This window comes from Staphylococcus sp. MI 10-1553 (genome assembly GCF_010365305.1).
Lineage (GTDB): Bacteria > Bacillota > Bacilli > Staphylococcales > Staphylococcaceae > Staphylococcus.
Genome location: NZ_CP048279.1, coordinates 2604378 through 2623701, shown reverse-complemented (window position 1 = coordinate 2623701; position 19324 = coordinate 2604378). Strand labels below are relative to the sequence as shown.

28 protein-coding genes and 1 pseudogene are annotated in these 19324 nt (G+C 34.7%); 26 read left to right on the top strand and 3 right to left on the bottom strand.

Annotation, left to right across the window (positions count from 1 at the left end; translation table 11 throughout):
* The first annotated feature begins 350 nt into the window (after nt 1-350).
* The 6 genes from istA (at nt 351) to GZH82_RS12470 (ending at nt 5875) form a co-directional block, all read left to right on the top strand.
* The gene (gene istA / locus GZH82_RS14385; RefSeq protein WP_238989581.1) at nt 351-1070 is read left to right on the top strand and encodes an IS21 family transposase; all 720 of its coding nucleotides are present in this window, start codon (nt 351-353) and stop codon (nt 1068-1070) included.
* Between the two features lie 75 nt (nt 1071-1145).
* Complete coding sequence (locus GZH82_RS14380) at nt 1146-1547, top strand: Mu transposase domain-containing protein (protein WP_238989580.1); 402 nt, start codon at nt 1146-1148, stop codon at nt 1545-1547.
* Nucleotides 1548-1557: 10 nt separating this feature from the next.
* Nucleotides 1558-2325 carry an IS21-like element helper ATPase IstB gene (istB, locus tag GZH82_RS12485; RefSeq protein ID WP_162682767.1) on the top strand — a complete coding sequence of 256 codons (768 nt, stop codon included), beginning with the start codon at nt 1558-1560 and terminating at the stop codon, nt 2323-2325.
* Between the two features lie 151 nt (nt 2326-2476).
* Nucleotides 2477-4096, top strand: a complete 1620-nt coding sequence (abc-f, locus tag GZH82_RS12480; RefSeq protein ID WP_162682766.1) for a ribosomal protection-like ABC-F family protein — start codon at nt 2477-2479, stop codon at nt 4094-4096.
* 125 nt (nt 4097-4221) lie between these two features.
* Nucleotides 4222-5304 carry a branched-chain amino acid aminotransferase gene (locus tag GZH82_RS12475; RefSeq protein ID WP_162682765.1) on the top strand — a complete coding sequence of 361 codons (1083 nt, stop codon included), beginning with the start codon at nt 4222-4224 and terminating at the stop codon, nt 5302-5304.
* A gap of 367 nt (nt 5305-5671) precedes the next feature.
* Complete coding sequence (locus GZH82_RS12470; RefSeq protein WP_162680750.1) at nt 5672-5875, top strand: hypothetical protein; 204 nt, start codon at nt 5672-5674, stop codon at nt 5873-5875.
* Here the strand turns inward: GZH82_RS12470 and GZH82_RS12465 are convergent.
* Nucleotides 5856-6902, bottom strand: coding sequence for a tyrosine-type recombinase/integrase (locus GZH82_RS12465; RefSeq protein WP_162682764.1), 1047 nt, complete (start codon nt 6900-6902; stop codon nt 5856-5858). The genes GZH82_RS12470 and GZH82_RS12465 overlap by 20 nt on opposite strands.
* A 115-nt stretch (nt 6903-7017) precedes the next feature.
* On the opposite strand from GZH82_RS12465, the gene GZH82_RS12460 reads away from it, so the two are divergent.
* Nucleotides 7018-7194 (top strand): hypothetical protein, encoded by a 177-nt coding sequence (locus GZH82_RS12460; protein ID WP_162682763.1) that lies wholly within the window; start codon nt 7018-7020, stop codon nt 7192-7194.
* Here GZH82_RS12460 and GZH82_RS12455 read toward each other — a convergent pair.
* Entirely contained in the window at nt 7177-8145 is a 969-nt protein-coding gene (locus tag GZH82_RS12455; RefSeq protein WP_162682762.1) for a DUF6414 family protein, read from the bottom strand. The genes GZH82_RS12460 and GZH82_RS12455 overlap by 18 nt on opposite strands.
* A gap of 108 nt (nt 8146-8253) precedes the next feature.
* Nucleotides 8254-8565 carry a helix-turn-helix domain-containing protein gene (locus GZH82_RS12450; RefSeq protein WP_162682761.1) on the bottom strand — a complete coding sequence of 104 codons (312 nt, stop codon included), beginning with the start codon at nt 8563-8565 and terminating at the stop codon, nt 8254-8256.
* Between the two features lie 169 nt (nt 8566-8734).
* On the opposite strand from GZH82_RS12450, the gene GZH82_RS12445 reads away from it, so the two are divergent.
* From GZH82_RS12445 to GZH82_RS13985, 19 genes and pseudogenes are all read left to right on the top strand, one after another.
* Nucleotides 8735-8959 carry a helix-turn-helix transcriptional regulator gene (locus GZH82_RS12445; protein ID WP_162682760.1) on the top strand — a complete coding sequence of 75 codons (225 nt, stop codon included), beginning with the start codon at nt 8735-8737 and terminating at the stop codon, nt 8957-8959.
* Nucleotides 8960-8978: 19 nt separating this feature from the next.
* On the top strand, nt 8979-9209 hold the full coding sequence (locus GZH82_RS12440) for a hypothetical protein (protein WP_162682759.1): 231 nt from the start codon (nt 8979-8981) through the stop codon (nt 9207-9209).
* 133 nt (nt 9210-9342) lie between these two features.
* Nucleotides 9343-9552, top strand: coding sequence for a hypothetical protein (locus tag GZH82_RS12435; RefSeq protein ID WP_162682758.1), 210 nt, complete (start codon nt 9343-9345; stop codon nt 9550-9552).
* A gap of 13 nt (nt 9553-9565) precedes the next feature.
* On the top strand, nt 9566-9742 hold the full coding sequence (locus GZH82_RS13990) for a hypothetical protein (protein WP_179299946.1): 177 nt from the start codon (nt 9566-9568) through the stop codon (nt 9740-9742).
* Nucleotides 9743-9758: 16 nt separating this feature from the next.
* Complete coding sequence (locus GZH82_RS12430) at nt 9759-10040, top strand: DUF2482 family protein (RefSeq protein ID WP_162682757.1); 282 nt, start codon at nt 9759-9761, stop codon at nt 10038-10040.
* A gap of 80 nt (nt 10041-10120) precedes the next feature.
* The gene (locus tag GZH82_RS12425; RefSeq protein ID WP_162682756.1) at nt 10121-10456 is read left to right on the top strand and encodes a hypothetical protein; all 336 of its coding nucleotides are present in this window, start codon (nt 10121-10123) and stop codon (nt 10454-10456) included.
* A complete protein-coding gene (locus tag GZH82_RS12420) occupies nt 10453-11619 on the top strand; it encodes a DUF2800 domain-containing protein (RefSeq protein WP_162682755.1) in 1167 nt (388 codons plus the stop codon). The genes GZH82_RS12425 and GZH82_RS12420 overlap by 4 nt, the downstream gene beginning before the upstream one ends.
* Nucleotides 11620-11640: 21 nt before the next feature.
* Nucleotides 11641-12192 carry a DUF2815 family protein gene (locus GZH82_RS12415; protein WP_162682754.1) on the top strand — a complete coding sequence of 184 codons (552 nt, stop codon included), beginning with the start codon at nt 11641-11643 and terminating at the stop codon, nt 12190-12192.
* A 63-nt stretch (nt 12193-12255) separates the two neighbouring features.
* Nucleotides 12256-14208: a DNA polymerase gene (locus GZH82_RS12410; protein WP_162682753.1), complete on the top strand. Its 1953-nt coding sequence runs from the start codon at nt 12256-12258 to the stop codon at nt 14206-14208.
* A 15-nt stretch (nt 14209-14223) separates the two neighbouring features.
* Entirely contained in the window at nt 14224-14721 is a 498-nt protein-coding gene (locus GZH82_RS12405) for an SA1788 family PVL leukocidin-associated protein (protein WP_162682752.1), read from the top strand.
* 38 nt (nt 14722-14759) lie between these two features.
* Nucleotides 14760-14996: pseudogene (locus tag GZH82_RS12400) on the top strand (DUF3310 domain-containing protein); the annotation flags it as partial.
* 252 nt (nt 14997-15248) lie between these two features.
* Nucleotides 15249-15431 (top strand): hypothetical protein, encoded by a 183-nt coding sequence (locus tag GZH82_RS12395; protein ID WP_162682750.1) that lies wholly within the window; start codon nt 15249-15251, stop codon nt 15429-15431.
* A gap of 14 nt (nt 15432-15445) precedes the next feature.
* Nucleotides 15446-15643 (top strand): hypothetical protein, encoded by a 198-nt coding sequence (locus tag GZH82_RS12390; RefSeq protein ID WP_162682749.1) that lies wholly within the window; start codon nt 15446-15448, stop codon nt 15641-15643.
* Nucleotides 15644-15814, top strand: a complete 171-nt coding sequence (locus GZH82_RS12385; protein WP_162682748.1) for a hypothetical protein — start codon at nt 15644-15646, stop codon at nt 15812-15814.
* Between the two features lie 14 nt (nt 15815-15828).
* On the top strand, nt 15829-16029 hold the full coding sequence (locus GZH82_RS12380) for a hypothetical protein (protein WP_162682747.1): 201 nt from the start codon (nt 15829-15831) through the stop codon (nt 16027-16029).
* The gene (locus tag GZH82_RS12375; RefSeq protein ID WP_162682746.1) at nt 16013-16171 is read left to right on the top strand and encodes a hypothetical protein; all 159 of its coding nucleotides are present in this window, start codon (nt 16013-16015) and stop codon (nt 16169-16171) included. Before GZH82_RS12380 ends, GZH82_RS12375 begins: the two co-directional genes overlap by 17 nt.
* Nucleotides 16155-16454, top strand: a complete 300-nt coding sequence (locus GZH82_RS12370) for a MazG-like family protein (RefSeq protein WP_162682745.1) — start codon at nt 16155-16157, stop codon at nt 16452-16454. Before GZH82_RS12375 ends, GZH82_RS12370 begins: the two co-directional genes overlap by 17 nt.
* Nucleotides 16455-16496: 42 nt before the next feature.
* A complete protein-coding gene (locus GZH82_RS12365) occupies nt 16497-16691 on the top strand; it encodes a hypothetical protein (protein WP_162682744.1) in 195 nt (64 codons plus the stop codon).
* Between the two features lie 56 nt (nt 16692-16747).
* The gene (locus GZH82_RS13985; RefSeq protein WP_203232815.1) at nt 16748-19195 is read left to right on the top strand and encodes a virulence-associated E family protein; all 2448 of its coding nucleotides are present in this window, start codon (nt 16748-16750) and stop codon (nt 19193-19195) included.
* Nucleotides 19196-19324: the final 129 nt, after the last annotated feature.

Genomic DNA, 19324 nt, shown 5'->3' with positions numbered 1-19324 from the left:
CTAGACGCACTTAATTAATTGTAAATGTAACAACGAATCACAATTAAATAAGGCAAGCCTATTATTAAATCAATTTTAGGTTTGTCTTTTTCATTCAAAGAAGGAGGTAAACATGAGATTTAAAGAGGATGTTTTATTGTATAGAGATAAAGAGAAAACGATAATTAAAAAAGGCATATATGAGTATATTGTAAATGGCGGTTATAAAATGTAGGAAAATGGCGGAATGAAAATGCTGTTTTTCCTACATTTTTTATTTTCTAAAATATATAATCATGTCTTAACTCAATCTTTGAATGGAGGTTGTTTGATTGAGACATGATATATACGAAGGAGAGTCATTTTACATTATGAAAGGCATAAAACCAAATTACGCTGAGCTAGGTAGACAGTATCATTGCGATCCAAGGACAGTCAAAAAATATTACGAGGCTGGGAAAGAAAATGAGTTGAAAAAATTAAAAACAAGGAAAACGACAAAGAGAGTATCAAAATTAGAACCTTATAAAACGCTCATAGACGAAAAATTAGAGTTGGGTTGTACGGCTATGGCGATTTTTAAATATATTTCTAAAAAAGGATATGAAGGCAAGTATACGATTCTTAGAGAATATTGTAAGAATAAGAAAGAGAAGGAAATTAAAAAAGCAACTATACGGGTAGAAACACGCCCTGGTATAGCTGCTCAAGTAGACTGGAAAGAAGATATGGTCATGCATGATAAATTTGGCAAACGTTATCAATTCAATATCTTTCTTTACGTTCTACACTATTCAAAAATGAAGTATATCACATTAACTTGGGATAGAAAACAAGATACACTATTTCAATGTTTGAAAGAATCATTTGAGTACACCGGGGGCGTTCCTAAGGAGATATGGTTTGATAATATGAAAACGGTCGTTGATCGTCCTAGAACGCAATATAGAAAAGTTGTATTTAACACCCTTTTCCATCAATTTAGTAAAGATGCAAACTTTGAACCCATCGCGTGTAGGCCTTATAGACCACAAACCAAGGGCTCTGTTGAATCTTTAGCTAAATTTGTGGAACAGCGTTTAAGGCCCTAAGATTATGAATTTTATGACGCTGTTGAACTTATCAGTCTTGTCAATCACTTTTGTCATGAAATGAACCATAACGAAATGTCCCAAGCAACTGACTGCTATCCCATTGATTTATTCAATTCTGAAGAAAAACATCTATTGAACCCGTTTAATATGCAGTTATTAGACACCTATGTCGAAGATGAATGCATTCGAATCGTTTCTAAAGAGTCGATGGTTAATTTTAGAAAAGGTAAATATTCAGTACCTACAAAATTCATTGGAGAGGAGGTTCAATTAATCTTTAATGAATTGACTGACGAGTTATCAATCTACTTTGATGCCGAGTTAATTAGAACGCATCATTTATCGGAAAAGAAATTCAATTATGTTACCGAAGATATGTGTGAGATCTTGAAGTCTGATGTACTCAAGCATAAAGACGATCAAGAAATTCTTAGTTATATCGAAGATTCATTATTAAAATATGACGAGGTATAGGAGAACAGATATGTATACAGACCATCAAAAGCTATTAGAAAACTTTCAACAGCTCAATCTAAAAATGATTAAAGACTATTATCCGAAGTATTTAGAATCACTATCCAAGAATCAAAAATCTTTAACTGAAATTTTACTTGAGTTGACGGAAAAGGAAGTAGAATATCAAGCTGAACAAAAATTTAAACGTGCTATTCAGTTAGCACGTTTCCCTAAGATTAAATATTTAAGTGACTTTGATTTTACGTTTCAACCAAGTATTAATAAACAAGAAGTACTTACATTAAAATCCATGCATTTTCTAGAGAAGCGTATCAATATATGCTTCTTAGGTAATAGTGGTGTCGGTAAGACACATCTAGCAATATCGTTAGGCGTAGAAGCTTGTAAACAAAATATCAAAACTCGATTCTATACTTTTAAAGAATTAATTGAACGCTTAACCACATCAGAGAAGAAAAGAATCATCAATAAAACTTTAAAACAATTAAACAGAATTGAACTGCTTATCATTGATGAGATAGGCTATACACCCATCTCAAAAGAACAGGCGGATCTCTTCTATCAATTGATGTCACTCAGATATGAAATGAAATCCACAATCATAACGACGAATATCCCCTTTTCTAGTTGGGGGGATTCATTTAGTAACAAGATAGTGTCAGCAGCCATTATTGATAGGCTCATTCATCATTCAAAAATATTTAAAATTACAGGGGATTCCTACCGACTTAAAGACTATAAAAGTGAAAAAAGTTTAAACATACGTCATTCTTAAACCGCTAAAAAACGACATTTTCAAACCGCCATAAAACAACATTTTCAAACCGCTATTGACACCTATAAGGGGTTAATTGTATAAACTTAAAAAATAAAAAGTCAATTCAATTAATAATTTTAAAATTTTTATAGATACTTTGGAGGAAGACATGAATATATTAAATGCATCTAATGTTTCTAAAAGTTATTTGGATGAGCTTCTATTCGATAATATAAAATTAACAATTAACACAGGTGATATTATAGGTTTGGTTGGTCGCAATGGAGAAGGAAAAACAACATTATTAAAAATTTTATCAGGTATAGAAAGTCCTACAACAGGTGATGTTAGTTGGAAGAAAGGGTTAGAAATTAGCTATTTAGAACAATCGCCTAATTATGAAGATAATAAAACGATTTATCAGTGTTTAAAGTCGGCTTTTACTGAGTTAAATGCCATATCAGATAAATTAAGAAAGTTAGAGTCAAAAATGAGTGAACCTACAGAAGATATTGATAGTGTAATTTCCTATTATGGAGAATTACAATCTTACTTTGAGGAAAGAGGTGGTTATGAAATAGATTCTCAAATCAGAAAAGTTGTACACGGATTAAATATAGAATATTTACTTGAAATGAATTGGGGTGACTTATCAGGGGGTGAACGTACAAAAATTGGCATCGCTCAATCATTGATTAAACCAACCGGACTGCTACTTTTAGATGAACCCACAAACCATCTTGATTTAAAATCTATAGAATGGTTGTGTAGTTACATAGAAAGTTATAATGGCGCTGTAGTCGTTGTTTCTCATGATCGCTATTTTTTAGATAAAACAGTAAATAAAATTATAGAAATTGATCAGAAAAAGATTCATTTTTATACAGGGAATTATTCTAACTATGTTGAAGAAAGAGAAAAAAGACTATTGGTGGAGTTTGAGGCTTATCAAACACAGCAGAAAAAAATCAAAAAAATGAAAGAGGCAATTAAAAAATTGAGAATTTGGGCAAGCCAAGCCAAACCACCTAATGCTGCAATGTATCGCCGTGCGAAAAGTATGGAGAAAGCTTTAAATCGTATAAAAAGATTAGAAAAACCTATACTAGAGTCTAATAAAATGAAAGTAGAGCTCGAAGAAGGGAAACGAGTTTCTAATAGAGTTGTCGAAATTGAAGAGGGAATAAAAAAATATGATAATTTATTATTTGAAAGTGTAAACATGCTAATTAGAAGGGGTGAACACATAGCAATTATAGGTGATAATGGTGTCGGAAAATCTACATTGTTAAAAATTATTTTAGGCATGATTCCATTAGATGGTGGTAAGATAAAAACTGCTAATAATTTAAAAGTGGGTTATCTATCACAGCATGAATTTGAGGATGTTAAGAACGATGAAACCGTTATCGAAGTTTTTAGGGAAAAAGTAAAAGTAACTGAGAGTCAGGCGAGACATATTTTAGCAGGCTTCATGTTTTATGGGAATGAAGTTTTTAAAAAAGTTAATTCCTTAAGTGGAGGAGAGAAAATACGATTAAGGTGGGCACAACTAGTTCATTCAGAATATAATTTACTTGTTTTAGATGAACCTACTAATCACTTAGATATAGAATCAAAGGAAACGATAGAAGATGCGTTATTAGATTTTGAAGGGACCATTATTGCTGTCTCACATGATGTATATTTTATAAACAAGTTATTTAATGTAACATATTTATTGAAAAATAAGAAATTAAAAAGATTTGAAGGGAATTATACTTATATCAATAAAAAAGGAGAATTATAAGTGTTATTGTATAAAAAGAATTAAAATCCACATTAATTATTTAAATTTTCGGAATACTCATTGAATTATAGGTCGGTCATTGCTATAATGGTTAATATTATATTTTACATATGGGAGGAATAATCATGTCAGAAAAAATCGAATTAGAAGTGAGTCCTTCAATAAAAGAAAAGCCTGATTTGAGCACACTCACTTTTGGTGAAATCTTTACCGATTACATGTTAAGTTTTGAATATTCATCAGATCGAGGATGGCACGATTTAAAGATTATTCCTTATGGTCCAATTGAACTGTCACCAGCTGCACAAAGTCTCCATTACGGACAAGCTGTATTTGAAGGATTAAAAGCATATAAGCATGATGGCGAGGTTGTCTTATTTAGACCTGAGGAAAACTTTAAACGAATCAATCAATCATTAGATCGCTTAAAAATGCCGGAAATTGATGAGGCGTTATTATTAGAAGGATTGAAACAACTTGTCGATATCGATCGTGATTGGGTGCCGGATGGAGAAGGTCAATCGCTCTATATCCGACCATTTGTTTTTGCAACACAAGGCGTTCTTGGGGTGCATCCTTCTCACCAGTATCGTTTATTAATCATTTTATCGCCATCAGGTTCATATTATGGTGGAGATTCATTACGTCCAACGAAAATTTACGTAGAAGATGAATATGTGCGTGCGGTACGTGGTGGTGTTGGATTTGCGAAAGTAGCTGGAAACTATGCGGCAAGCTTACTCGCACAAGCAAACGCAAACCAACTCGGCTTTGACCAAGTATTATGGCTAGATGGTGTTGAACAAAAATATGTGGAAGAAGTCGGAAGCATGAACATCTTCTTCGTCATTGATGGTAAAGTGGTCACACCGTCATTAAATGGTAGTATTTTACCAGGTATTACGCGTAAAACAGTATTAGAATTAGCTGAATCATTAGGATATGAAACTGAAGAACGTCGTATTTCTATTGATGAATTGTATGAATTACATCAAAGCGGTGCACTTACAGAAGTATTCGGTACAGGTACAGCTGCTGTTATCTCGCCAGTCGGTACGTTGCAATATAGAGAAGAAGAAATCGTAATTAATAACAATGAAACAGGTCCAATTACGCAAAAACTGTATGATCATTACACAGGTATTCAAAGTGGACAATTAGAAGATCCACACGGTTGGCGCGTTGTCGTTCCTCACTACGAAAGATAATAAAAATCAAAAGCTAGAAATCCTGATATGAAGGGTTTCTAGTTTTTGCATTTACTTTTTGAAATTATTTTATATACTATTAAAGTAATGGTATATAAGTGACACTAGGGTGGTGGCATTTATTTGACTAAACGTGATAAAATACTAGAGAAAATAAAAAAAACCCAAGAAATGTGAATAAAAAAGATTTTATTTCTCTGCTAAGCAAGTACGGTTTTGAGATAATGAATCATAGAGGTAAGGGTGGACATATTATGTATAGACATCCTTTATGTAAAGAAATCCCTATGAGAACAGTTAATATTACAGATCTTATACGCAAATATCATATTGAAACTTTACTAAAAGATTTAGAAAAGGTGATCGTATGAAAGATTTAAATTACTATTTAAAATTGCCTTATACGTTAAAAATAGAGCAGGATACGGATTATGATGGTAGTGAATATTTTATAGCTAAATATGAAGAGTTAGATGGACTTGCTCTCCGTAATTTAAAGCTTGAAACCATTGATTTAATAGGGTTTTTGAAATGCAAGTGTCAAATATGTGTCAAGAGAATAATTCTCTGACACGTTGACCTTGCTCTTTTTTATGTTCGTCGAGCAAGTGGGAATAAATATCGAGGGTAACAGATATTTTATAATGACCTAATCTTTTGCTTATATACTCGATTGGTATGCCTTTCGAAAGTAAGTAAGATGTGTGAGTGTGTCGTAATGCATAGGGTGTTATATGTTTATCTTTTATTCCTGTTTGTTTTTTAGCGTGATTGAACGATTTAGATACAGCGGTGTGACTCAACTTGAACAATTTACCGTCAATACGTTTGGGTAATTTAGCTAATTTAGACTTAATAAGTTTTATATCTTTTTGTGAAACTTCTACAAAGCGATCAGCATTAATCGATTTAGTGCCTCTTAAATGTATAATACCGTCCTGCTCATTTAAATCTATATCAATCATATTTATTGCATCACTGTATCTCCCTCCTGTTATGGCTAAAATGAAAAGGAAAATATAGCTTTCTTCATCGCGTGTTTTAAAATATTCAATTAACTTTTCATATTGCTTTATTGTCATAAATTTTGTAGCTTCTTCTTTTGATTTTTTTGTACCTCTAACTTCAGCGTTATAAGTGGGGTCTTTCTTCAAATAGCCATCATATAACGCATCGCGTAAACAACGCGATAAGCAACCATGCACTTTGCGCACAGTTTCGTCTGTATGCCCCTCACCGTAATTATTTAAGAACTTTTGATATTCTGTACGTGTGATGTTTTTAATTAACATACCTTCACCGAAATGCTCTTCAAATAATTTAATAGAACGTTCATACCAATAATATTGACGTTTAGATAAATGTTTCTTGTTTTTTATCACAAGCCAATCCACATAATATTCTTTAAATGTTTTATCATCGATTGCATTTCCGTCTTCCAAGTCCCGTATCAATTGTTGTGCTGCAAAAATCGCCTCAGCTTTAGTTTTAAATCCTGACTTACGTTTCTTTCCTGATTTGAAAGAAGGGTGTTTGACGTCATATTGCCAAGATGCTGAATTCTTATTTTTACGTTTTGTTACTGTAAATGATGTCAAGTCAAAGTCACTCCTCGTTGATGTAAAAATAATTATAAGGGCACATAAAGGGGTGCCCTGAGTGTAAAAAAATTTTAACTATGATAAAATAATTTAAAAGTAGGTGGTGAAGGTTATGATTTTATTCATTAGAAATAGAATTAATCAAATTGAAAAAGAACGTTTGGAGACCTCTCAGTCACACAGAAAAAAATATAATGATATTCAGAATAAAATTGAAAACCGCAAGCATAAAATCAAAAAAAGTGAATTGCAAAAACATGTTGAAAAAGAACTATATAGACACTTTTGAAAACTCTAGACCGATAGGTTGGATTATATCAAAAGTGTCTTCTTCATTTAAATCCAGTATTGCGCTAAGGAACACCATCAACATTCCTTGAGTGCCCCTAGAAAGAAAATCTTTTGCGTTCATAGTCTTCTGAAAATCAATTACAGTAGACACTTTTTCTTTATTGGTTATCTTTCTTCCGAAGCCTCTTAATTCGATTTCTTTCGCTAACGATATAGTTTCGCCAGGAATGCGTAAATTCTTTCTATCACCTATCAAAATCGTGTTACCTTTATTTAAGACTATTTTGTTATGTAAGGACTCGTTTAAATGTTTATTCATTTCGTTAAAAATTTTCATCATCGATAGTCCTTTAAAAATATCGTGAAAGTTTGATAATTCCTCAAAATTTTGAAATTGCTTTGGTAGTTTTTTAGAACCTGGGTTTTCAAGATACCTTTGTGCGCTTTTAAATTTCGATTCTAATGATTCAATGCTCGGTAGTTTATATTGTTCATCTATAAATGGTATTTGTCTAAGTAAATCTGTATCAAATATTTTGGAAGATGTATGTAAATCGGTTACATTATACCTCCCCTCGATGTCAACAAAATCAAATTGGCCACTTTTGCCGATAGAACATATTGCATTTTTCGATTTAAGGTTATCAAAAACCTTATTGTATAAAAAATCATCATAAGCTTTTTTGACACCCATTTTAAACGTTTCATTATTTAGAAACTCGATAGTTTTATCTTCATACTTCCCGCTTTCTGCTGTTCCACCGAAATTAGTACCGCTAGTCCCTAATTTGGCAGTACTTGATCTATTATCGTGAGTTCCGTAATTGTCTCTAATATTTTCCCCTTTTTGTTCTGTTTTTTCATCGATAATCTCGAGAATACTTCCTTCGAATAATTGAGCCGATATGCTTGAAATTGAATCTGTATCTAAATATAAAAAATCTTTCATATTACATCCTCCTGTATTTGCTTGGTTTAAACTATTTTGTTTTAATATAGATATTATTTCATAAAACTTAAAATAGAATTAAAATAAATAAGCGCCATGTTTAGACGCTTATTTATTTTGCTCATCTAGTTGTGCTTTTGCGTAATCCAGGACACGCTTTTGACGCGGGATAGATAATTGCGCGGAAGTATATTGTATTTTATCCACTATGCTTTCATCCGATTTTTCTCTAATTAAATCAATAGGATGAACACCAAATACTTCGGCTATTTCTGGTAATTTTTCTAGTTTAGGACTTCTAATACCTTTTTTCCACCTTGTTATTGTTGTTCTATTCACGTCCACTAGATCAGCTAAGTCACTATCATTCATGTCTCTGCTTTTCATCAGTTGTTCTAAATTAGAAGAAAAAGAAGTCATAAAACTTAGCTCCTTTACAAATAAGTAACTTGTAACTTCATTATATGCTTATAGTTCCAAAAATGCAACAATAACTTGAAATTATGCCATATGTAAAAAAAATATGCATAAAGCACTTGCATTTTAGGAACGCTCATTGTAGTATAGTGTTACAGGAGGTGTTCCAAAAATGCACAAAGATTTATACAGCTTTCGAAAGAAAGCTAAAAAAACACAAAACTTTATGGGCAATTTGATTGGCGTTTCTGGGCAACAATATGGCAAACGAGAGCGCGGAGAAATAGCTATTGATTTAGATGAAGCATTAGTATTTTCCGAAGCGCTAAATGTACCTATTCAAGATTTATTCCCAGAATATTTTTTTATCCCTGATGTTCCAAAAATGCACATGTAATTAAATAGGAGGATTCACAATGGAAAACAAAACAAAGATTGCGTTACTGCGCCAGATTTTAAGTGAAATCAGTTTCAATATTGTATTTGCTTTAGACATTGAAGAAGGGTCGAATATCTATAAGTCAATAGAATGCACAGATTGTCACGGTGTAGAGCTTTCAAGAGAAGAGTACATGGAATACACCTTGCTAGATATTCAAAAACGACTTGTTGGGGATATATTGCCTCTTTTACGTCGAGATGTTTAATTTAGAAGTTATTCGCAAAAATATTTATCAGTAAAAGCTTACTTAATGTCTGATTACGACATTTTTTCAGGCGAATCGACATTCGTTTTAGTTGCTTCTCCTTGCTATTCTTTGTGGCAAAGGAGTGAGGTCAATGGAATTTATCGGATTTGCAGACGCGCAAGAATTCATCAAAATAAGCGGATTCTCTGAGTGGGATTTAGAACACAAAGTATATGCAAACACAGATTTTAAAAAGATGTGTATGTTTCGATTTGGTAAAGGAAATAAGCGCTATATCGAGATTGAACCTGCGCTTAAATTTATTAAAGAAAACATTTTAATCAGAGAAACAGACTTATAAGGAGGTGGTTAATATGAAAAACATCATTGCATGGTTTGTGACAGTAGCAGCCGCATTCATATCAACTTTATTTCTAGCACTAAGTGGCGTATATTTTACAACACTGTTTGTGTTAGTGATCTTGATAGAGATTGCAGCATATAACTTAACTAAGTATTTTTTGAAAAATATCGAAAGTGAGGAAATTTAAAATGGATTTTAAAAACATGAAAGAAGAAGAAATTATTGAAGTGGTAACGTCAAAATCTAGAGAGTTATACGATTTAATCGTAAAGATAGACGAAGAAACGGATTTTAATATATCGCTGCTTACTGGAATAGCGTTAGATGAGGGAGATGTACAGAACATTTTTAATCAGATTGTTGTAGGTAATCCTCTATCGATAAGTAGCATGTTGTTTAATGCGGATAACTTTAAAAAAATTGTAGCGTCTACGATTGCAATAAAAAGTTTACGTGATTATGTCGAAAATAAAGAAAAAGACTGATAACTAGCTGCAACTAGAAATCAGTCGAAATAATAAAAAATCTACATTAAGTGTATCAAAAAATTAAGGAGTGAGGCAACATGGCAATTTTAGAAGCGATTTTAGAAGAGTTGAAACTCTTAAATCAAAATTTAAGTGGGGTAAACATGGAATCGTCAACTACTAAAGAACCTAATATTAAAAAGACCGTTGATGAGGTTCCTGCAGTAGAAAAAGAAACGGATAAACCGACTCAAAAATTTACACATGATTATGTAATGTCCTTAGGTAAAAAGTTTGTGATGACTGTTGCGGATGAAGAGAAAGACGCTTTAAAAACTAAACTTACAGAGCTTGGAGCTGACAAATTATCACTACTTGCGCCAGAGCATTATCCTGAAATCGTAGAATATTTGAAAGCGAAGATTGGCGCATGAAGCTAGATCATACGAATCGAGCACATGCCAAATTGAGCGCGAGCGGTGCTAAGCAATGGCTCAATTGTCCGCCTAGTATTAAAGCGAGTGAAGGTATTGGAGATAGAACTTCCATATTTGCTGAGGAAGGTACTTTCGCCCACGAATTAAGTGAGTTGTACTTTAGCCATAAATACGGTGGGTTGACAGAATTTGAGTTTAATAAGGCATTTTCAAATTATCAGCATAACGAATATTACAGTGAGGAATTACGTGAATACGTTGAACAATATGTCGACATGGTTGAAGAACGTGTCAATGAAGCAATTGCGCGCGACTCGGATGCTATAACGATGTTTGAAACAAGACTTGATTTAGGGAAGTATGTACCTGAGTCATTCGGGACTGGTGATGTAATTGTGTATGCGGATGGTGTGCTTGAAATCATAGACCTTAAATTTGGTAAAGGTGTTGAGGTGTCAGCTATAGACAATCCTCAATTACGTCTTTATGGTCTAGGTGCCTACGAACTGTTTAATGTGTTGGAGGAAGTACACACCGTTAAAATGACAATCATCCAACCTCGGATTGATAATTTTTCGACTGAAGAAATGGATGCAAAGATGTTGGTTGCTTGGGGTACGGACTATGTTAAACCTAGAGCCGAACTTGCTTTTAAAGGTGAAGGTGAGTTCAAAGCAGGTGAGCATTGTATGTTTTGTAAAATTAAACATTCTTGTCGTGCGCGTTCTGAATTTATGCAAGATGTACCTAACACACCTGCACATTTATTAAGTGATGATGAAATCGCTGAACTACTTTATAGAGTACCTACAATTAAAAAGTGGGCGGAAGAGGTCGAGAGTTACGCGCTCGGGCAGATGCTTGAGCATGGAAAAGCTTATCCGGGGTGGAAACTTGTCGAGGGACGTTCAAGGCGTGTTATCGTTGACACACAAGCCGTGCAAGAAAAGTTGATTAAAGAAGGTTATAAAGTTGAAAAAATAACAGAAACTAAACTGCTGAGCATTACAAATCTTGAAAAATTAGTTGGTAAAAATGCATTTAATGAACTGGCAGGCGATTACATAGATAAGCCACCAGGCAAAGTGACATTAGCAAAAGAAACGGATAAGCGCAAAGCAATTATACAGTCGGCTGAAGATGAATTCGACAAAATTTAATTATAAGGATGGTAATCATTTATGAAAGCAAAATTAATCGGAACAAAAGTTATTACTGGGAAAGTACGTGCGTCATACGCTCACATTTTTGAACCTCATCGCATGCAGGAAGGGCAAGATGCTAAATATTCAGTGAGCTTAATCATTCCTAAAACTGATACAAGCACAATCCAAGCGATTCAAAAGGCTATTGAAGAAGCTAAAGAAGCGGGCAAAGCAAAATTTGGGGGTAAAATACCCGCTAGTTTAAAAACACCTTTGCGTGACGGTGATGTTGAACGTGAGGATGACCCTAATTACCAAGGTGCGTATTTTATCAATGCTTCTAGTAAAAATGCACCTGGAATAGTCGACCAAAACAAAATTCGCTTAACTGAACCGAGTACGGTTGTCAGTGGTGATTACATTAGAGCATCAATCAATATGTACGCTTTCAATACAAGTGGGAATAAAGGGATTGCTGCAGGTCTTAACAATATTCAACTTATTGAAAAAGGTGAACCGCTTGGCGGGGCGAGCAGTGCTGAAGATGATTTCGATGAAATTGATACAGATGATGACGATTTATTGTAGTAACCAGGGGCTATTAAGCCCCTTACTTTTTACTTGAATTGAGGTGATACAGTTTTGAAGTACATGAATATTGATATAGAGACATACAGTAGTAATGACATCTTAAAATGTGGTGTCTATAAGTATGTTGAAGCTAAAGACTTTGAAATATTAATCATAGCTTATTCGATAGATGGCGGTTCAGTGAGTGCTATTGATATGACGATGCTAGATGATACTGAGTTTCATGCTTCATATGAAACTTTCAAAATTGCATTGTTCGACCCAAATGTTAAAAAATACGCATTTAATGCAAATTTTGAACGTACATGTTTAGCTAAACATTTTGATGCTGACATGCCTCCTGAGGAATGGTCTTGCACGATGGTCAATGCTACTCGTCTTGGTTTACCCTCTTCGCTTGAAAAAGTGGGAGATGCGCTGAATTTGCAGAATCAAAAGGATAAAGCAGGTAAAAACCTCATCAGATACTTTTCAGTGCCATGTAAGCCTACGAAAGTAAATGGCGGACGTACTCGCAATTTGCCTATGCATGCGCCAGACAAATGGCAGCAGTTTATTGATTACTGCATAAGAGATGTTGAGGTAGAAATGTCTATTGCTAAAAAAATAAAAGATTTTCCTATTACTAAAGAAGAGCAAAAATATTGGAATCTAGATCAGCGTATTAATGATAGAGGCATCAAATTGTCAAAAGAGTTGATGGTCGGTGCTAATGAATTAGACAAGATGAGTAAAGAAGATTTGTTAAAACAAGCGATTCAAATTACAGGATTAGAAAACCCTAACAGCACAAGCCAATTGCTTAAATGGTTGAATGAAGAACAGGGATTAGACATATCAAACCTGCAAAAGAAAACAGTACAAGATTATTTAAAAAATGCTACTGGGAAAGCTAAACAGATGCTTGGAATTCGACTTCAAATGTCGAAAACAAGCGTTAAAAAGTATAACAAGATGCACGAAATGATGTGTGCAGATGAACGTGTGCGTGGTTTGTTTCAGTTTTATGGTGCTAGTACAGGACGTTGGGCAGGTAGAGGCGTACAACTGCAAAATTTAACAAAACATTACATGAGTGATGTGGAGTTAGACATTGCGCGTGATTTTATCAAGGCACAACGTTTTGATGATCTAAGTTTGTTATTAGCTACTCCACCACAAGACTTACTCAGTCAGTTAGTTCGAACGACTTTTGTGGCTAAAGAGGGTTATATCTTAGCCGTAAGCGACTTTTCAGCCATTGAGGCACGTGTTATTGCCTGGTATGCGAAAGAACAGTGGAGACTGGACGTGTTTAATACACATGGCAAAATTTATGAGGCGTCAGCTGCACAAATGTTTGGTGTACCTATCGAATCAATTACAAAAGGTGACCCACTTAGGCAAAAAGGAAAGGTGTCTGAGTTGGCGTTAGGTTATCAAGGCGGGCCAGGTGCGTTAAAAGCAATGGGTGCGTTAGACATGGGCATTAAAGAATCTGAGTTACAAGGCTTAGTGGACAGTTGGAGAAAAGCAAATCCTAATATCGTCAATTTTTGGAAGGCATGTCAAGATGCTGCCATCAATACAGTACGTTCTAGAAAAACGCATTATACGCATGGGCTTCGCTTCTACATTAAAAAAGGACTGTTAATGATTGAACTGCCAAGCGGACGTTCGCTTGCATACCCTAAAGCTAGGATAAGTGAGAACGAGTGGGGGGCTCCAGTTGTTGAGTATATGGGATTAGACATAAATAGAAAATGGGCCAAATTAAAAACGTATGGCGGTAAACTGGTCGAAAACATTGTGCAAGCTACTGCTAGGGATTTGTTGGCAGTCTCGATGTTAAGGCTTGATAATGCCGGATTTAATATTGTTGGACATGTGCATGATGAGGTAATCGTGGAGATACCTAAAAACAGCAACGGATTAGCAAAAATAGAAAAAATTATGAGTAAGCCGGTTAAATGGGCAGAGGGTTTAAATCTAAACAGTGACGGCTTTACATCGCCATTTTATATGAAAGATTAATTGTAGGTGACATCAATGATAAAAAATAAAACATTGACATGGAAACTTGTTACTGAACGTATCAGTGACGGGTGGAATGCGGACCTTGCACATAAATTGAGCGTTAATTTTAAAGGGCCAGGTGATGATATACAATACCATTTTAAAAGAGGCACGGAGATTATAAAAGTCCCTTATACAAAACTTAAAGTTCTAGAAGAAAAAGGACTAACCGTATTCATTATCGCTCAAAAGTTAAGGAGAGGTGCAACAATTGAAGAGGCTTTATGTGCTGATGATGTGGTGCTCCCTAATCCTAAAAATTACGATGATAAGCTAATTCGTGAGTTACAAGAGGCTAGTTCAAAAGCGGCCTACATTAGATACAAAAAAGAAAAGCAACTACATCGAAAACCATGGTTAAAGACAGTGCAGCAACAGCATAAGCGCGGAAATTATTGTAAGTATTTATTTAATAGGTCGAGCTTTGCGAAAGTGAAAAAGGATTTATTTGGACGCGATCAAATTATTTAGGAGTGATAAACATGGATGTAAATAATGATAAAGTAACGACAGATTTTGTGAATCATCCACAACATTATACTTATGGAGATGTTGAAGTAATTGATTATATTGAACAAGTGATTAAAGATTATCCACCCGCGCTTGCATTTTCAATTGGTAATGCAATCAAATATATCAGTAGAGCAATGCATAAAAACGGCAAAGAGGATTTGGAAAAAGCACGATGGTATTTGGAAAGAGCTTATGAAAAGTGGGAGGAAGCGGCGAATGCAAATAAGCGTTGATAAAACTTATATGAATCCGGATGGGACGAGTAAAACTAAAGAGAATGGCACGCTTCTGATAGAGGAATGCGATTTCAGTGTAGAAGAAATATTGATGCTATTTGATAATGCTGATGTTGTTGAAAGGTTTGTGTACGGCTATAACGTTCTTATTAGGGATTGTAAATATTGCATAAGTGATTTGTATAACAGAACAACTCAAAAAAATGAAGACCCTAAAGACTTTATTTTAAGAATACAGGAGGTACCGTCATGGAAATCTACTATGCACGTGTAGAACTTGAAAAGCGCGTAATTGCTGAAGTTATCGAAAAGCTTGTGAGCGATACTGGAATAAAGAAACTAGAGGATTTAATTGAACATCTTTTAGATTACGGAGATGAAGAAATCATAATTAATGAACTTCGACAAGGGGAATATTTTATTGGTACTTAGTGGAGGATAAGCAAATGATTTATATGATTTTATATTCAAAAGAGCTATTTACTGGTGTATTTAATACGCATGCAGACGATGTATACTACACAGATAAAAATAAGGTGATTAAGCGATTGGAAGATGAGGGCTACAGATTTGAGCATGACGACACTTTTCTACACGATAAGCACACAATCGCTGAGATTATAGGTTTAGAGGAGGGAGAATAAATGGCAATAATTAGAGAAATAAAGAATGAAGTAGTTGCAGAAATTATCGAGGCACTTGTTGAAGATACAGGCGAAACAGACGCCAACGAACTCATCGAAATTTGTCGCGATTATGGAGATGAAGATATTGTGATTATCAAAGATGGAGACGAGTATTTTATCGGAACTTAGGGGAGGGGTGTGAAATGCGAAGATTTAGAGAATTTAAAGACTATGATATGTGCGATTTATCGGCGGAAGATCAGCTTGAGGAATTCGTTAAGATTTATCCGAGCTCTAAAGTTGTAGGTTACAGTAATAGTGTATTTTGGAATGCAAATAATAAAGAACGTGCTTATATTTTAGTTGAATACTGGGAGGATAAGCAAAATGACGGAACAACATGACAGTATCTATCAGTTCAAAAAATTAAAAGATGGAATTATCGTTGAAAAAGTTTCAAGTGATCACACTCTTAGTCGAGTAATAGTCGGTGCGTTAAAAGAAGTACTTAAAGAAGAGGAGCAACAAAATGAATCAATTAATTAAACAAGTTGAACAATGGAGTATTGATAAAAATTTAAACAATGGTAATCCGGATAGACAAGCGTTGAAGTTTTATGAGGAGGCGGGAGAGGTAGCCGCTGCTCTCACTCGTGGAAATATAGAAGCGCTGAAAGACGGTATAGGTGATACAGTCGTTACTTTGATTATCTTAGCACAACAACATGATTTGACGTTGCATGAATGTTTGCAATTCGCTTATGACGAAATCAAAGGGAGAAAAGGTAAAACAATTAATGGAACATTCATCAAAGAATCAGACTTGTAACGATAAAGATATTTATGAACGTGTGAAAGAGGTGTTAGGTAAATGAACGCTAACAAAGTGAAAATCAGGTTTAAAGACGATGGCAAACAAACATTAAAAAATGTTGTAAGAGTGGAAACAGACATTAATTATTCAATGTATCAATGCACACACAAAGATGGTGCTCAAACTTTTATAAAAGGTAAAGACATAAAAATCATCAGTTTTGGTAAGAGTGTCGATATTGAGGAGTATTAAAAAAGTGAAGTGGCTATCTTTGGTCACTCCACAAATCTAGATGAAAGGAGTACAGTATGTTAGATAAAGTCACACAAGTGAAAAATATTAAATACGATCGTGACATCTCGTATGCTTATGCTAGTAGTCGTTTAGCCACTCATTGGACTAATCATAATATGTCCTGGTCTGAATTTATGCAGAAATTATCAACAACAGTTAGGACTAAAGAAAGCTTGTTAGAGTATAACAAGATGTCAAAAACCGAACAGTCGGATATAAAAGACGTGGGCGGCTTTGTTGGAGGTTATCTAAAAGAAGGTAAGCGACGAGCAGGTCAAGTGATGAACCGGTCAATGCTAACGCTTGATATTGATTATGCTGCACATGATATGGTTGACACCTTATCCATGTTCTATGATTTTGCTTATTGTGTGTATTCGACACATAAACACCGTGATGTAAGTCCTCGACTGCGTTTAGTAGTACCGCTGAAGCGAAATGTTAATGCTGATGAGTATGAGGCAGTTGCGCGTAAAGTTGCGGATATGGTAGGTATGGACTTTTTCGATGATACGACTTATCAACCTCACAGATTGATGTACTGGCCGTCAACAAGCAGTGATGCAGAATTCTTTTTCACTTATGAAGATTTACCGCTACTCGACCCGGACAAACTTCTAAACAGCTATAATGATTGGACTGATACACTCGAATGGCCGACCTCTTCACGTGAGGAGAATAAAACAAAACGTCTTGCTGATAAACAAGGCAATCCTGAAGAAAAACCTGGTCTCATTGGAGCGTTCTGTCGCACGTATACTATTGAGGAAGCAATTGAAACATTTATTCCGGATTTATACGACGCACACAGTACAAATCGTTATACGTATCATGAGGGGTCCACTGCAGGCGGTTTAGTTATTTATGAAAATGGTAAATTCGCCTATTCGCATCACAACACCGACCCGGTGAGCGGACAGTTGGTAAATAGTTTTGACCTTATTCGTATTCATTTATACGGTGCTCAGGATGAAGATGCTAAAGAGGGAACGCCCGTCAATAGACTTCCAAGCTATAAAGCGATGCAGACAAAAGCTCAAAACGATGAAAAAGTTAAGCAACAGTTAATTAACGATAAAATGACAGCTGCAATGGAAGATTTTGACGAGGTTGACGTTGATTTGTCATCGTGGCGTGGAAATCTTGAAGTGAACACAAATGGCGATTTTAAAGCAACAATTCCAAACATCGAAAACATATTATGTAATGATCCTAATTTGAAAGGAAAAATCGTATTCAATGAATTTACAAAACAGATTGAATGTACAGGGCGTGTACCTTGGAATAAAAGTATTAAAATACGTCAGTGGCAAGATGCAGACGATAGCGCTTTAAGAGGCTATCTTGAAAAAATTTATGAGATTCATCATGCAGGCAAAACAAAAGACGCCATCATCAGTGTAGCTTTACAAAATGCCTATCATCCTGTTAGAAACTATCTGAATACGCTTGTTTGGGATGGCGTGTCACGTTTAGAACGTCTATTTATTAAGTATTTAGGTGTTGATGACACTGAAGTAAATCGTGTAGTAACTAGAAAAACTTTGATTGCTGCAGTAGCGAGAGTGATGAATCCCGGATGTAAATTTGACTATATGCTAACTTTATACGGACCTCAAGGCGTCGGTAAATCAGCCATACTAAAAAAACTAGGTGGCGCATGGTTTTCGGACAGCTTAGTGTCTGTGACAGGTAAAGAAGCTTATGAAGCATTACAAGGGGTTTGGATTATGGAAATGGCCGAGCTTGCAGCAACACGTAAAGCGGAAGTCGAGGCCATTAAGCACTTTATTTCTAAACAAATAGACCGCTTCCGTGTCGCGTATGGACATTATATTGAAGATTTTCCACGCCAATGTATATTCATAGGTACGACAAATAAAATTGATTTTTTAAAGGATGAAACAGGTGGGCGACGGTTTTGGCCATTGACAGTTAATCCCGATAAGGTCGAGGAAAATTGGTCACAATTAACAAAAGAAGATATTAATCAAATATGGGCTGAAGCTAAATACTTTTATGAGCAAGGCGAAAAGCTATATTTAAGTTCTGAGTTAGAAAAAGAAATGCGTTCTATTCAAAGTAAGCACACTGAAGAATCACCGTACGTTGGTATCGTTGAAGAATTTTTAAATACGCCTATTCCTAGCAACTGGAATGAGTTAAGCATTTTTGACAGACGACGTTTTTATCAAGGGGATGTGGACATGCTGCCAACTGGTAAAGTTGATTACGTTGAAAGGTATAAGGTGTGCGCACTCGAAATATTTGTTGAGTGCTTTGGTAGGGACATAGGAGATAGCAGAGGATCAATAGAGTTAAAAAGAATTGGTAATGCTATCAGACAAATAGATTGTTGGAATGATTATAAAGGAAACAAACAAGGGAAGTTAAGATTCGGAAAAGAATACGGTTCGCAAAAAGCGTACGTAAGAGAAGAAAAATTTAATGAATTATTATAAGGTTTAAACGAATTATTATACATTTTAGGCGTTACAATAGGTGTTACAATTAAAGATTTGAAATTAACAGTAATAGCGTAATCGTATTTAATCGATGTTACTAGTGTTACTTTTATTTTTTGTAGAGTA

What these genes read in the sequence shown, in the direction of transcription:
- istA (WP_238989581.1), top strand. Translation starts at nt 351, where the DNA reads ATGAAAGGCATAAAACCAAATTACGCTGAGCTAGGTAGACAGTATCAT.
- GZH82_RS14380 (WP_238989580.1), top strand. Translation starts at nt 1,146, where the DNA reads ATGTCCCAAGCAACTGACTGCTATCCCATTGATTTATTCAATTCTGAA.
- istB (WP_162682767.1), top strand. Translation starts at nt 1,558, where the DNA reads ATGTATACAGACCATCAAAAGCTATTAGAAAACTTTCAACAGCTCAAT.
- abc-f (WP_162682766.1), top strand. Translation starts at nt 2,477, where the DNA reads ATGAATATATTAAATGCATCTAATGTTTCTAAAAGTTATTTGGATGAG.
- GZH82_RS12475 (WP_162682765.1), top strand. Translation starts at nt 4,222, where the DNA reads ATGTCAGAAAAAATCGAATTAGAAGTGAGTCCTTCAATAAAAGAAAAG.
- GZH82_RS12470 (WP_162680750.1), top strand. Translation starts at nt 5,672, where the DNA reads ATGAAAGATTTAAATTACTATTTAAAATTGCCTTATACGTTAAAAATA.
- GZH82_RS12460 (WP_162682763.1), top strand. Translation starts at nt 7,018, where the DNA reads ATGATTTTATTCATTAGAAATAGAATTAATCAAATTGAAAAAGAACGT.
- GZH82_RS12455 (WP_162682762.1), bottom strand. Translation starts at nt 8,145, where the DNA reads ATGAAAGATTTTTTATATTTAGATACAGATTCAATTTCAAGCATATCG.
- GZH82_RS12450 (WP_162682761.1), bottom strand. Translation starts at nt 8,565, where the DNA reads ATGACTTCTTTTTCTTCTAATTTAGAACAACTGATGAAAAGCAGAGAC.
- GZH82_RS12445 (WP_162682760.1), top strand. Translation starts at nt 8,735, where the DNA reads ATGCACAAAGATTTATACAGCTTTCGAAAGAAAGCTAAAAAAACACAA.
- GZH82_RS12440 (WP_162682759.1), top strand. Translation starts at nt 8,979, where the DNA reads ATGGAAAACAAAACAAAGATTGCGTTACTGCGCCAGATTTTAAGTGAA.
- GZH82_RS12435 (WP_162682758.1), top strand. Translation starts at nt 9,343, where the DNA reads ATGGAATTTATCGGATTTGCAGACGCGCAAGAATTCATCAAAATAAGC.
- GZH82_RS13990 (WP_179299946.1), top strand. Translation starts at nt 9,566, where the DNA reads ATGAAAAACATCATTGCATGGTTTGTGACAGTAGCAGCCGCATTCATA.
- GZH82_RS12430 (WP_162682757.1), top strand. Translation starts at nt 9,759, where the DNA reads ATGAAAGAAGAAGAAATTATTGAAGTGGTAACGTCAAAATCTAGAGAG.
- GZH82_RS12425 (WP_162682756.1), top strand. Translation starts at nt 10,121, where the DNA reads ATGGCAATTTTAGAAGCGATTTTAGAAGAGTTGAAACTCTTAAATCAA.
- GZH82_RS12420 (WP_162682755.1), top strand. Translation starts at nt 10,453, where the DNA reads ATGAAGCTAGATCATACGAATCGAGCACATGCCAAATTGAGCGCGAGC.
- GZH82_RS12415 (WP_162682754.1), top strand. Translation starts at nt 11,641, where the DNA reads ATGAAAGCAAAATTAATCGGAACAAAAGTTATTACTGGGAAAGTACGT.
- GZH82_RS12410 (WP_162682753.1), top strand. Translation starts at nt 12,256, where the DNA reads ATGAATATTGATATAGAGACATACAGTAGTAATGACATCTTAAAATGT.
- GZH82_RS12405 (WP_162682752.1), top strand. Translation starts at nt 14,224, where the DNA reads ATGATAAAAAATAAAACATTGACATGGAAACTTGTTACTGAACGTATC.
- GZH82_RS12395 (WP_162682750.1), top strand. Translation starts at nt 15,249, where the DNA reads ATGGAAATCTACTATGCACGTGTAGAACTTGAAAAGCGCGTAATTGCT.
- GZH82_RS12390 (WP_162682749.1), top strand. Translation starts at nt 15,446, where the DNA reads ATGATTTATATGATTTTATATTCAAAAGAGCTATTTACTGGTGTATTT.
- GZH82_RS12385 (WP_162682748.1), top strand. Translation starts at nt 15,644, where the DNA reads ATGGCAATAATTAGAGAAATAAAGAATGAAGTAGTTGCAGAAATTATC.
- GZH82_RS12380 (WP_162682747.1), top strand. Translation starts at nt 15,829, where the DNA reads ATGCGAAGATTTAGAGAATTTAAAGACTATGATATGTGCGATTTATCG.
- GZH82_RS12375 (WP_162682746.1), top strand. Translation starts at nt 16,013, where the DNA reads ATGACGGAACAACATGACAGTATCTATCAGTTCAAAAAATTAAAAGAT.
- GZH82_RS12370 (WP_162682745.1), top strand. Translation starts at nt 16,155, where the DNA reads ATGAATCAATTAATTAAACAAGTTGAACAATGGAGTATTGATAAAAAT.
- GZH82_RS12365 (WP_162682744.1), top strand. Translation starts at nt 16,497, where the DNA reads ATGAACGCTAACAAAGTGAAAATCAGGTTTAAAGACGATGGCAAACAA.
- GZH82_RS13985 (WP_203232815.1), top strand. Translation starts at nt 16,748, where the DNA reads ATGTTAGATAAAGTCACACAAGTGAAAAATATTAAATACGATCGTGAC.